A 12,077-nucleotide genomic window follows, 5' to 3' on the forward strand; every position below is an offset into this window, starting at 1 on the left:
TAAATATAAAAAAATTTATAGATTCAGCAATCTCTGATAACAAGCTTTTATATTTTCACCTGTTATCTTGCTAATAAGTTTTGCTTGAACTTTTTTTGGCAACTCAAGCTCTAAAATGTCGCTCTGGCTTATAGCGCTACTTGCTTGCACTTGCGAAGCTTTTAAAACAACAACCCATTCGCCTTTGTAGTTTCCAGAGAGTTTTTCAAAAATATCTTTTGCAGTACCGTGAAAATAGTTTTGAAACTTTTTTGTGAGCTCTTTTGCTAAGAAAATCTCTCTTTGTGGCTCCTCTTTATCTATCTCTAAAAGAAGTTTTTCAAGCCTATGTGGCGATTCGTACAATATAGTTGTGTAGCCATTGTGAAGTGCATTTTGTAACCCCTCAGCTCGACTGCTTCCTTTATGATCCAAAAAACCAAAAAAGAGCATCTGAGTCTCAACAAAACCACTAGCAACAAAAGCCGTTAAAAGCGCGTTTGCTCCAGGAAAAATATCGTATTTTACGCCGTTATCGATGCAGAAGCGAACCAGAAGTTGTCCAGGATCACTAATGCCTGGCATCCCGGCATCGCTAACATAAACAATATTTTTATCAAAAAAAGATGGAGTGAGTTTTTCTACAAACTCTTTTTCATTGTGTGAATGTAGAGAAATAAACTCTTGATTCTCTTTTTTTTGAAAATTGTATCGCTCTTTTAAGATGTTTAGAAGTTTTTTTGTAACGCGAGTGTCTTCGCAAAGAAGTGTGTCGGCATCACGAAGAGCTTCAATAGCTCTAAGTGACATATCGCCAATGTTCCCAATGGGTGTAGGAACGAGTTGCAGCAAAAACTAGTTCTTAGCGTAACGCTTGTTGAACTTGTCAATTCTACCAGCAGTATCAACCATACGCTCAGAACCTGTGTAGAATGGGTGACACTCATTACAGATGTCAAGTCTTAATTCAGCAGTTTTTCCTTTTGTTTGAAATGTGTTTCCACATGAACAAACAACAGTACAATCGACTAACTTAGGGTGAAGATCTTTTTTCATTTTTTGCCTTTTGATACTCGGAGTTTGCGAATATCTATATATTTTTTGAATCCCTATGGGTGGGGATTTTTGAATTGGAATTGTATCTCAATCTATATTAAATTGCTATTAACTATAAAAGCATCTTACTGCAAACTGCTAAAACTGCACTCTCAGAGCGTAAAACCATAGGAGTATCTAGTCTGAAAACTTCCAAAGATGAGAGCAACTCTTTTTCCGTTCTAGAAAATCCACCCTCGCATCCCACCAAAACTGTCTTAAAATCAGCGCTATTACTTAAAGTTTTATCGCAAAAATCAAACACTTTTGTCTCTGGGAATTTTATTATAAACTCTTTTATATTTTTGTATGTATCAAACTCAATATACGAGTTTCTCCCACTTTGTTGCATCGAAGCTTCCAAAATTCTCTTAAATCTCTCAAAATCAAGTTTAAAACTGTTTTGACTCCTATCACAATTTATAAAGGAGATTCTCTCAACACCTATTTCACAAAGCGATGGCAACACTTTTTCTATTGATTTTGAATCAACAACGCACCATCCAACATGCAGACTCTTCTCGCTCTTAACATCCTTTTCAATCGACGAAACAAGCAAAGCAACTGCATCTCTTGAGTCTATTGTCTGGAGCTTATAAGTGTGCAAATTAAGCAGATTATCTCTCGTTCTAAAGCAGATTTCATCGCCGATTTTATGTCTGCGAACCTTAACTAAGTACTTGTAAAGCTCACCTTTTAGATGCAGAGTCTCGCTTCCTGCGCTATCTTCTAAAATGTATATCAAATCCACATCCAAACTGATATTAAAATAGTAACAGCGACTTCTAGCGCTAAAATCTTTGTTGCGTAAACTCGGTACTGAGCAAACGCATCACTCTTATTTTTATCAAGATATTTAAGTCCGCTTGAGCGTTTTACCTCTAAAAAAATTAAAACCGCAGCAAAAGCTATCATAGCTATGTTTGCAACACTAAACTGCAGATGTTTTGCCGCCATCATGACAACACCTGTAAAAACAACGACACCAATAGTAGTTGCCCCAATAGGAGTAAAAAGCGATACCGCTCTCATATATTTCATTAAACTGTTTATGCCAAAGAGCATTAAAAAATTGATAAAAATCACCACTAAGATGGAGATAACGCCGTAGTTGTGTGCTACAATACTCATATTATACATTTCATTCATAGTGAGATTTTACAACAACTTTAATAAAAGAAGAGACATGGCAGTCACAGCAGAGCAGGCGCTAGAGTATATCTATGCAAACACAAAAGTCAAATCAATTTACATACTACCGATTGAGAATGTTTTAGGTTTCGTTTTAGCCGAAGATATCAAAGCCACTCACAACCTTCCCTCATTTGACAACTCTGCAATGGACGGATACGCCGTAAAAACAGAAGATGCAGGAAAAACCGTAGAAGTAATTCACACTATTTTTGCTGGCGACAATCCAACTATCACACTGCAAAACAATCAAGCTATTAAGATAATGACTGGCGCGATGGTTCCAAAAGGTTCCAACTGCATAGTTCCAATAGAAGATGTGATACAAATTGACAAAAACATAAAACTTCCTCAAAACCTAAAACAGGGCAGACACATTCGCTTATGCGGGGAAGATATAAAAAAAGAGACCACTATTTTACAAAGCGGTCAAAGAATCTTTGCACATCACATCACACTTTTGACATCTCAGGGCATCAGCCATGTGAAAGTTTACAAAAAACCAAAAGTAGCAATTTTTGCCTCAGGAGATGAGCTTAAGATGCACTTCCAAAAGGTTGAATCCTATCAGCTCTACAACACAAACAGCCCAACTTTTTTTGCAAGAGCCGAGGAGCTTGGATGTGAAGTTGACTTTATCGGTACTGCATCTGACACACTTGAGGATATTCAAAGGTACATAAAAAGTGCTCTTGATAGCGACCTCATCATAACTTCTGGTGGCGTAAGTGTAGGAGATGCTGACTTCACAAAAGAGGCATTTGGCAAATTTGGATATGAGATATTTTTTGACAAAGTAGAGATAAAACCAGGAAAACCAACGACTTTTGGTCGAATAAAGAACACTCTGGTTTTAAATCTTCCAGGAAATCCACTAGCCGCCACACTAAATTTTGAACTTTTTGCAAAAAGTATTATTCTTGCTATGAGCGGCGACAAAGAGAAATATATTGGAGTAATTGAGACAAAAATATCAGATGACTTCTATATCAAACCAGGAAGAGTAACCATAACACCAGGCTATTTTGATGGTAAAATATTTGCGCCACTCAAAGACAGCTCTCCAGGAATGATAACGCCAATGGCATGCTCTAATACATACATGATTACGGATGAGAAGTGTGAAATTTTAGAAAAAGATAGTATTGTAAAAATCATACCAACAAGATTTAGTTTCAACTCTACACAGACTATCGACCTTCTAAACAGACGCTAAATATATAGCTTAGGTAACGAAGACAACCGGCACGCTAAGCTTTATATCATTATGATTTCGTCTGCGCACCATTTTGCTAACGCCAAATCATGAGTAATCAGCAACATTCCAACACTACTCAAATTTTTTACTAACATACCCATAATCTCAAGCTGGATAACATTATCAAGGGCTGAGGTTGGCTCATCAAGAAGCAGTAACTCTTTTTTCATCAACAAGGCTCTTAGGATTGAAGCTCTCTGAAGTTGTCCGCCTGAGAGTTCGTGAGGAAGCTTCAGAAGTAGTTCATGTTCTAGATTAATTTTTTGCAAGTAATCATCTAAGTTTTCAAGAGTTGCCACATCACTTATCTGATTTAAGAGTGAATAACTTGGATGAAAAGAGCTATACGGGTCTTGAAAAACTTGTGTGTAGGATGATGATTTTATAGAGCCGGAGAGTGGTTTTATATTTTTTGTAATCAGGTCAAAAAGCGTACTTTTACCAGATCCGCTGGCCCCCACAATGGCTTTGATTTCACCTTTTTTTAGAGTGATAGAGAAGTCTCTAAAGAGCAAAAAATCTTTTTTGTAGCCAAAAGAGAGATTATCTATCTCTAAAATTTTGTCCAATTTATTCGCTCTTATTTAGTGCAAAATATAGCTTTGTTAGCTCTTTATATAGTGCATCTGGTTTTAAATCGCCATTACTTTGCCAAACTCTCTTCATAACCACATTGTCCTCTTCACCTGCCCATACTTTTATGTATTTGCCATCTTTATAACCATGATCTTGGCGAAACTGATTTAAGATATTTTTACCAACATATAGTTTGTAGAGAGAATCCAGATTCAAACCACTCATCAGAGTCAAATCAAAGAAATCTGATATTAATTTTTCAATATTGAGAGTATTTCTACTTAAAACATCAAGCATAATTATCTCAACTTTTTCTATAATTTCGTCCTGTGACGCAAATGCTTCATGAGTGGTATCTATCTTCAGAAAACTCTCCATCAGCGAGATATTTATAGCAAGGTCGTCAACTGTACCTTTGAAAGTTTTTGAATAGTTCTCAATCGCCAAACTCATAACAAAGTGCCAAACATCAACAACTTCAATCTGTAAGTTATCTAAATCTGCTTCTTTGTCGATGTTTTTCCAATGTTTCCATGAAAAACTATCTATCATCTCAGCACACTCCATATAGATACATCTTTTCCAGTTGATGATTTTGCCATTTTTAGTTACGCCACCAACCCAATTTTTACCATTTGTTGATTCGTTTAACTCCGCTTGAAGCTGTAGCATTAGTAATATTTTATCCATTATTTCTCTCTCTAATTAGTTAGCCCATTGTACCAAATATGCTAAAATACATTTCTTAATGCGAGGATTAAATGAAGCAGATTAATTGTAGAAAATGTGAGTACTATTTTGTAACTTGGGAAGCGCAAAGACCGCATGGATGCAGAGCTTATGGATTTAAGTCGCCACAAATCCCTTCGATTGTGGTTTTTCAAAGTAGCAAGAGTGATTGCACTATGTTTAAAGAGAAGAGCCCTGCCAAATAATCTTTTTTCCAAATCCCAAGTTATTGTCCGTAAATTTAAAATAGTTTATTTTTATCTGCCAAAGTTTTGGATTCATAGCAATCGCATATGGAAATCTACTAAAATAACTTTTTTTAAGCGCTTCATCTTCAAGAACCAAAAACTCTCCTCTAAATTGCACTCCTTGGATTTTACCGACTATTTTTGTCTCAAAAACAACAGCTCCTGCAACACTGCTGTTTTTAGAGATATTTTCTATATGAGTTGTCTCATCACTGCTTGCCACCACAAACGAGAGTTTTTCTAGTTCAAAAACATAAAAAAGATTGCAAACACTAAGCTCTTTTAAATTAGAAGTTGCCAAACTAAGAACATGATGCTCTTGTAAAAAGGTATCTATCTTATGTAAATCACTACTCATTGAAGTATTTAAAAAGATGCTTTTCTAGATCTTCCACACTATGAAACTCTCTTTTTCTTAACATTAACTGCGCTATATCATCATTTAGCATTGTCTCAAAGAGCTCTCTAGGAGATGTCATATTGTAAAAACTCTTTAAAAAGTCCAGCAATATCTCAAAATTATCACCTTTTTTACTACTATACGCCTTAAAAGTTTTAAACTCTTCCCAATTAATACTAACCATAAATTTCCCCACACCCTCTTGAAGCTTTTTCTAGATTTTCTATTATCTCAAAAATAAGATTAAAAGTTATATTATTTTATTTTTCTTCTTACAAATTATATTTAAGCTCATTTTCTATCATTTCAGCCTCCCTAAAACTTCTAAAGCCTCCATCTCAAACTTTGAAAATGCAAACCACTTTTTACCCAAATCTTTCAAACTTGCTCCGATGTGGTAAATCTCGGTACTGTCGATTATCAAAAATCTATCGTGAGCTTTTTTGAACTCTTCTAGCTCTATGTTTGCATATTGTGCTTTGTATTTCTGAAAATCAAGTTTGAGTTGCTTAGATATGCTCTGAGTAAAAATCTTTATTTTTAGTTTTGGATATTTGCTAAAGAGTGTAAAAACAGTATCATCTATGTAGTTGTCCATAAGCACTACTTCACTTTTTGCACTTTTAAGCAAATCGTTTATAAAAACATAAGCATCATAAATCTGCCCATCGAAAAAAATCCCCTCACTTGGCTTTTTTGTTTTATCTTCTAGGGCTTCAAAAAGTTTATCAAAGTTTTTATCATGTAAGGATAATCTTTGTTCAATTCTTTCAAATCGTTCATAATGAATAATATTTTGTGATATAAATTTTCTCATCTCTACAAAAGCTTTTATAATTTGAATGCTTATAGTAATAGCAATTTTACTTTTCAAAACAGAAGCCAACATTGACACACCTTGTTCAGTAAAGACATATGGTATTTTTCGTAAACTCATTTTATCATTGGATGTCGCAAATTGCGATTTCCAATTTTCAAACTCTTCTTTTGAAAATTGAAACATAAACTCTTCAGGAAATCGCTCTATATTTCTTTTGACTTGTTCATTCAATCTTCGTGTTTCCACCTGATAAAGCTCCGCCAAATCCCTATCAAGCATCACTTGCAGCCCTCTAATGGTATGGATTTTGTCTTGTAGATTGTGTTTATCTATGGCTTGTAGTTCATTTGTCATTTTAAATTCCTAGTATTCATTCCGTTGATACTACCAAAATAATTTATTTTCATTGAAAAATATGTCATTTTGCAATCTATTTGTTGCAACCTCTGCCACTATACCAAACTTGCGACTGATGTGTCACAAACGCATTGGTACGATTTAATACACATACAATTTTCATGCCTTGACTTTGTACTGTGAGGTGCTCCTATTTTGTTCCTACATAGATATTTAGGTTCTCTATTTTTTGCATTAAGACTCTATACTTTTAAGATTTTTATTTAATTTCCCATTTATACACCAAGAACGAAAAAGTGGAAATTCACTCACTGGGGTTATGCTCGTAAATAAAGCCCTCTTTGTCAGAATTTGCTATTAAATTATGCAGATTACTTTCTATTTTTAAGAGAGTCATTTATTGCCTTATAAATTCTATAAAACATTATACTATAATCACTCTATGCGATTTTATCATAGTAAAAAACTAACCTCTTTCTCAAATCTGACTCATGCTTTTACGACAAAAGAGAGTAGGAATCTGGCTTTTCATGTTGGTGACAATCAACTGAGCGTGGAAGAAAATCATCAAAACCTAGCAAATGAACTTCTCTATAACAGAGACTCGCTTGTTCACATGAAGCAGATTCACTCGGATTTGGTGCATATTGTAAGTGGCGAGGATGATTTTCTCAATCCACCAACTTGTGATGCGCTTATTACTGACAAAACAGATACTCCGTTGATGGTTATGGTAGCTGACTGTACTCCTGTTCTTTTTTATGATGACAAGCAAAAAGTCATAGCAGTGGCTCATGCCGGAAGGGCTGGGGCTTTTAAAAATATAGTCAAAAATGTAATTGAGTGTTTTAGAGATGCATTTAAGAGTGATTCCAAAGATATATATGTAAGTGTTGGTGCGAGCATTGGGGTTTGCTGTTATGAAGTTGGGAGTGATATTTTTGAAGAAGCCTCCAAAATAGGGCTTTCGTATGCGTTTGAGAAAAGAAACAACAGCTACTATCTCGATATAAACAAAATTCTATTAAATCAACTTCTTGAGTGCAAAATCAAAAAAGAAAATATTGAAATCATAAACGAGTGCAGTTGTTGTAACACTCAAAAATACTTCTCATACCGTGCAGAAAAAAACACTGGAAGATTTGCTGGTGTTTTGATGATAAAAAAATAGATAAATTTATATATTATTTATGCAACTAAAGATACCATTTACTAAATTTAATATAAAGGTGTTGCATGAAATTTCTATCACTACTGTTAATTGGAGTTACACTATCATTTGGAGCTGTTGACATCAACAAGGCAGACAAAAAAGAGCTTATGAGTATCAAAGGTATAGGCGATGCAAAAGCCGAAGCTATTATAGATTATAGAAAAAAGAGTGGCTGTTTTGGTAGCGTTGAAGATATTAAAAATGTAAAAGGTCTTGGGGATAAGTTTGTTGAGAGCAATAAAGCAAACTTAACGGCTAGTGGGTGCAAGAAAAATACAAAAGGTCTCGGTGATAAGCCTATGGACAACAACAAAACAAATCCTAAAAAATAGCCATCTTTAATCTGTTTTTCATAAACATAAAAGCAAAAGGTTAGGGATTAATTTCCTAATCTTAGCTTTTCTGCTCTTTTTCTCTCTAGTAGCATTCTGTCTCGGAACTGTTTACTTTTATCTTTTGCAAAAGCTTGCATATCTTCTACTTCATCCATCTCATCAACTATTTCAACACCCAAAAGTGTCTCAATTGCATCCTCTAAAGTAACAACACCACTTGTCTGCCCATAGCCGTCCTGAACTATAAATAGGTGTGTTTTTCTCTTTATAAAAAGGTCAATTAGCGCCGATACAGATACTGTTTCAGGTATTTTATGAACAGGCAACATAATTTCTGAGAGTTTTTTATACTCTCTCTCTTCAACGCTCTCTTCAAGTATCGATTGGTTAAATACCATACCAACTATATCATCAATTGAGTCACTATATATAGGTATTCTTGAGTGTACATACATCGTATCATCTTCTATAGCTTCACCAATTGTTGTGTTAGCATTTAGCGCAAAAACAACGCTTCTGGGAGTCATAATATCTTCGGCTTTTATTTTTTTAAGCCTTAAAAGATTGGCTATCAACATGCTCTCTCTAGCCAAGATTGAGCCCTCTTTTTCTCCCATAGCAACAACAGCCATTATCTCATCTCTTGAGAAATTTGTATGTTTTGCTTTTCCTTTTGATATATAGTTTGTAATAAGTCCAGAAAACCACACCAAAGGATATGTTACCTTTACAAGAAACGAGATTAAATAAGCTGATGGAACAAGCAGTCTTTTCCAGTAAATAGCGCCAATTGTTTTAGGGATAATTTCTGAAAGATATAAAATTATAAGAGTTAACCCAAAAGCAATTGCTGTTTGCCACTCTTGCCCAAACAGAACCTGAGCCTGAGCACCAACACCGGCAGCACCCATAGTGTGAGCAAATGTGTTTAGTGTCAAAATAGAAGAGATTGGCTTGTCTATGTTTGATTTCAGCTCTTTTAACATACGAATAGCTTCTTCATTGCCATCTTTTGGCAATGTTTCTATGTAGTGGTTAGTGCTTGATAGTAAAACGGCTTCTAAAACAGAGCAGACGAAAGAGACAAAAAGAGCGATAAATAGATAAAGAAGGAGGAGTGTCATATAGTTTTACACCCAAGATTGACAAAAGATAAATAGCACCTACTGTCTGAATCGTTTGAATTCATATTTAATAATCCTTTTAAAAGTTTAATGGCATTTTACCATAATAATATCAAGCTAAACCTAACCAAATTAACTATCAAGAATGGCTAAGTTCTTTAACCTTTATTGCTAGTTGCAATGGTAAAAGTCCAAGTGACTCTTCCACTTTTTTAGTGTTTCCATGAGTAATAAAGCTATCTGTATATTCAAAACTCACAACATCAACAGTTTTGATTTTTTCATCTGAAAGAAACTCCAAAATAGCGCTTGCTACTCCACCCATCTTTGCGCTATCAGAAAAAACGAACCATTTTTTATGTTTTTTTGCCATATCTCTTAGCATCTGAACATCTAACGGTTTTACAAATCTTAAATCCAATATGCTCACATCAAAATCCAGAAGTTCCGCTGTTTCATAAGCACGCCCCACTCCGTTTCCATAACCAACAAACAAAATATCACTCTCATTTGAGCGAAGTAGTTGTGACTTTGCTAACTCAAAAGGAAGCGACTCTGGCAACGATGTATCAGTAAAAGAGCCTCTTGGATAGCGGAGAGAACATGGTGTTTGAAACTCTGAAGCAAAGAGCATTGCCTGATGGAAGCTAAGCTCGTCTCTTGGAGCAAAAAGTGTCATATTTGGGATAGCCCGCAAGAAGCTTATATCAAAAGCGCCCTGATGTGTCTCGCCATCCTCGCCAACAATCCCAGCTCTATCAAGAGCGAAAACGACTGGCAGATTCATTAAACAAGTATCATGAATAACCTGATCATACCCTCGTTGTAAAAATGTTGAGTATATTGTACAAAATGGTTTAAAACCCTCTTTTGCTAAAGCTGACATTGAAGTAACGGCGTGTTGCTCTGCGATTGCCACATCCCAGAATCTTGTAGGATATGCTTCGATAAGCTCACTTAGCCCAGTTCCACTCGGCATAGCTGCTGTTGCTCCAACTATTTTATTATTATTTTTAACTAGCTCCATAAGTGCTTCTGTATAAATTTGTGTAGCACTTTTGCCTGAGCTTTTTTTTGAAGAATTACCACTATCTAAATCAAATGGACCAACTCCATGCCACTTCTCATCTTTACCCTCAGCTATCTCATAACCCTTGCCTTTAAGAGTTTGCACATGGACAAGTACAGGTTTCTTTAAGGCTTTAGCTTTTTCTAGGATTTCAACAAGATAGGTGAGATTATGTCCATCAATTGGACCAATGTAGTTAATCCCCATCTCCTCAAACATAATGCCAGGAGTAATCATCTTAAGACTCTCCTCCATCCTTTTTGCTATATAGTGGGCTCCCTCTCCAAAATTATCTACAAAATTCTCGGTATGCCTTTTAAAACTTTGATAAAAGGGAGATGCCATAGCCGAGCTAAGCATTCGGCTAATAGCTCCTATTGGTTTTGATATACTCATCTCATTGTCATTAAGTATTATTACCATTGGATATTTTCTATCACCGAGTTCATTAAGTGCTTCATAAACCATACCGGCAGTCATAGAACCATCGCCTATAAGCACAACTGGCACTCTGGAGTTTTGTTCATTTTTCAACGCTATGGCTTTTGCTGCACCAACACCCAAAGATATGGAAGTCGAGCTATGCCCTGCCACAAAATAGTCATCTTCACTTTCACTTGGCTTAGTGTATCCACATAAACCGTTAAATTGACGAAGAGTATCAAACTTCTCCCATCTGCCAGTTAAAAGCTTATGAGCGTAAGATTGGTGCGAAACATCAAAAATAAATGGATCTTTTTTTGAATCAAAAACTTCATGCATAGCTACTATTATCTCTGTAGCGCCCAAAGTTGAACTTAGATGTCCACCATTTTTGCTCACAACCCTTAAAATTTCTTCTCTTATATCTGCACAAAGAGCTTCTAGCTCTTTAATATTTCTTAATTTACTGTTCATATATTTAGTTACTCACTTAGAGCGGCTTTTTTTATTCGCTCAAATCTTTTTGAAATCTGTGCATCTATATTGCCGGCATCGCTTATAGCAATTACACCGCCCTCGCTCACTGCGCTATCTGAAATAAGTTTTACATTTTCCATCAAGCCAACACTTTGGGATATTGCTCCGTGATCTTTTGGATTTACTTTTAGAGTTATTTTTGAAGCATTTTGTAGCTCTTTGATTAGCTCACCAGAGAGATGAGATGCGATTTTAGTTGAATTTTCACTAAGCTCAATGCCTACAACCTCTTTTGATATATCCAAAGCAGCATTTATTAGCTCTTTTTTTATCTCTTCTAGTGCGGTTTGAAACTCTTTGGCACTTTTTTCAAGCGTAGAAACAGATGAGGAAAATTGAGCCATGCCACCTGCAAGATTTGTTTCCGCCTCTTTTGCTGCCTTTGCTACTCCTGCTTCTAAACCCTCAGCATATGACTCATTTTTAATTCTTGCAATCTCTACTTTATGCTCTTCACCCATCATCTCTAATTTCATCTGAAGTTTGATAAAGTTTGATGACATCTCATCAGTTTTTTGCAACAATGACTCTATCAGCGAATCTTTGGAACTTTGGCTGATTGAATTAGAATCAACACCGCTAGGTCTGTCTTGTTCTACCTCGTTATCAACTGGCTGGATTTCATCGTATTGTTCTTCCTTGGAGTCAAAAGATATTATTTTAAAATTATATTTGCTAACGCTATGCGATAAGGCTTGATTGCTACTTATAATACTAGACAAA

Annotated in this window: 16 protein-coding genes; 4 read left to right on the top strand and 12 right to left on the bottom strand. The window is 35.4% G+C overall.

Features of this window, described 5'->3' with window-relative positions; all coding sequences use genetic code 11:
- Positions 1-15: 15 nt before the first annotated feature.
- The 4 genes from rsmI to PHV22_RS05270 all read right to left on the bottom strand — a co-directional run bounded on the left by rsmI (position 16) and on the right by PHV22_RS05270 (position 2,223).
- Positions 16-831 (bottom strand): 16S rRNA (cytidine(1402)-2'-O)-methyltransferase, encoded by an 816-nt coding sequence (gene rsmI, locus PHV22_RS05255; RefSeq protein WP_299946213.1) that lies wholly within the window; start codon positions 829-831, stop codon positions 16-18.
- A 3-nt stretch (positions 832-834) separates the two neighbouring features.
- Positions 835-1,035 (bottom strand): 50S ribosomal protein L31, encoded by a 201-nt coding sequence (rpmE, locus tag PHV22_RS05260; RefSeq protein ID WP_295021949.1) that lies wholly within the window; start codon positions 1,033-1,035, stop codon positions 835-837.
- Between the two features lie 112 nt (positions 1,036-1,147).
- Positions 1,148-1,825, bottom strand: coding sequence for a 16S rRNA (uracil(1498)-N(3))-methyltransferase (locus PHV22_RS05265; RefSeq protein WP_295021947.1), 678 nt, complete (start codon positions 1,823-1,825; stop codon positions 1,148-1,150).
- Positions 1,816-2,223, bottom strand: coding sequence for a hypothetical protein (locus PHV22_RS05270; RefSeq protein WP_295021945.1), 408 nt, complete (start codon positions 2,221-2,223; stop codon positions 1,816-1,818). The genes PHV22_RS05265 and PHV22_RS05270 overlap by 10 nt, the downstream gene beginning before the upstream one ends.
- A 37-nt stretch (positions 2,224-2,260) precedes the next feature.
- Between PHV22_RS05270 and glp the strand changes: the two genes are divergently transcribed.
- Positions 2,261-3,481: a gephyrin-like molybdotransferase Glp gene (gene glp, locus PHV22_RS05275; RefSeq protein ID WP_299946218.1), complete on the top strand. Its 1,221-nt coding sequence runs from the start codon at positions 2,261-2,263 to the stop codon at positions 3,479-3,481.
- Positions 3,482-3,522: 41 nt separating this feature from the next.
- On the opposite strand, the gene PHV22_RS05280 is transcribed toward glp, so the two are convergent.
- Together PHV22_RS05280 and PHV22_RS05285 are read right to left on the bottom strand one after the other, a co-directional pair.
- Entirely contained in the window at positions 3,523-4,092 is a 570-nt protein-coding gene (locus PHV22_RS05280) for an ATP-binding cassette domain-containing protein (protein ID WP_295021942.1), read from the bottom strand.
- A 1-nt stretch (position 4,093) separates the two neighbouring features.
- The gene (locus PHV22_RS05285) at positions 4,094-4,789 is read right to left on the bottom strand and encodes a dUTP diphosphatase (RefSeq protein ID WP_299946223.1); all 696 of its coding nucleotides are present in this window, start codon (positions 4,787-4,789) and stop codon (positions 4,094-4,096) included.
- Positions 4,790-4,860: 71 nt separating this feature from the next.
- Between PHV22_RS05285 and PHV22_RS05290 the strand changes: the two genes are divergently transcribed.
- Positions 4,861-5,034 (top strand): uracil-DNA glycosylase, encoded by a 174-nt coding sequence (locus tag PHV22_RS05290; RefSeq protein ID WP_295021938.1) that lies wholly within the window; start codon positions 4,861-4,863, stop codon positions 5,032-5,034.
- Here the strand turns inward: PHV22_RS05290 and PHV22_RS05295 are convergent.
- The 3 genes from PHV22_RS05295 to PHV22_RS05305 form a co-directional block, all read right to left on the bottom strand.
- A complete protein-coding gene (locus tag PHV22_RS05295; protein ID WP_299946226.1) occupies positions 5,009-5,434 on the bottom strand; it encodes a pyridoxamine 5'-phosphate oxidase family protein in 426 nt (141 codons plus the stop codon). The two genes, PHV22_RS05290 and PHV22_RS05295, sit on opposite strands and share 26 nt — an antisense overlap.
- Entirely contained in the window at positions 5,427-5,660 is a 234-nt protein-coding gene (locus PHV22_RS05300) for a hypothetical protein (protein WP_295021935.1), read from the bottom strand. Before PHV22_RS05300 ends, PHV22_RS05295 begins: the two co-directional genes overlap by 8 nt.
- Positions 5,661-5,777: 117 nt before the next feature.
- A complete protein-coding gene (locus tag PHV22_RS05305) occupies positions 5,778-6,650 on the bottom strand; it encodes an ORF6N domain-containing protein (RefSeq protein WP_295021933.1) in 873 nt (290 codons plus the stop codon).
- Between the two features lie 445 nt (positions 6,651-7,095).
- On the opposite strand from PHV22_RS05305, the gene pgeF reads away from it, so the two are divergent.
- Entirely contained in the window at positions 7,096-7,824 is a 729-nt protein-coding gene (gene pgeF / locus PHV22_RS05310; protein WP_295021931.1) for a peptidoglycan editing factor PgeF, read from the top strand.
- Positions 7,825-7,889: 65 nt separating this feature from the next.
- Positions 7,890-8,198, top strand: a complete 309-nt coding sequence (locus PHV22_RS05315; RefSeq protein WP_295021929.1) for a helix-hairpin-helix domain-containing protein — start codon at positions 7,890-7,892, stop codon at positions 8,196-8,198.
- A gap of 47 nt (positions 8,199-8,245) precedes the next feature.
- On the opposite strand, the gene PHV22_RS05320 is transcribed toward PHV22_RS05315, so the two are convergent.
- From PHV22_RS05320 to fliH, 3 genes are all read right to left on the bottom strand, one after another.
- Positions 8,246-9,325: a CNNM domain-containing protein gene (locus tag PHV22_RS05320; RefSeq protein WP_295021928.1), complete on the bottom strand. Its 1,080-nt coding sequence runs from the start codon at positions 9,323-9,325 to the stop codon at positions 8,246-8,248.
- 139 nt (positions 9,326-9,464) lie between these two features.
- The gene (gene dxs, locus PHV22_RS05325) at positions 9,465-11,291 is read right to left on the bottom strand and encodes a 1-deoxy-D-xylulose-5-phosphate synthase (protein WP_295021926.1); all 1,827 of its coding nucleotides are present in this window, start codon (positions 11,289-11,291) and stop codon (positions 9,465-9,467) included.
- 8 nt (positions 11,292-11,299) lie between these two features.
- Entirely contained in the window at positions 11,300-12,076 is a 777-nt protein-coding gene (fliH, locus tag PHV22_RS05330) for a flagellar assembly protein FliH (RefSeq protein WP_295021924.1), read from the bottom strand.
- Position 12,077 lies beyond the last annotated feature (1 nt).

Source organism: Sulfurimonas sp. (assembly GCF_028713515.1).
Taxonomy (GTDB): Bacteria; Campylobacterota; Campylobacteria; order Campylobacterales; family Sulfurimonadaceae; genus Sulfurimonas.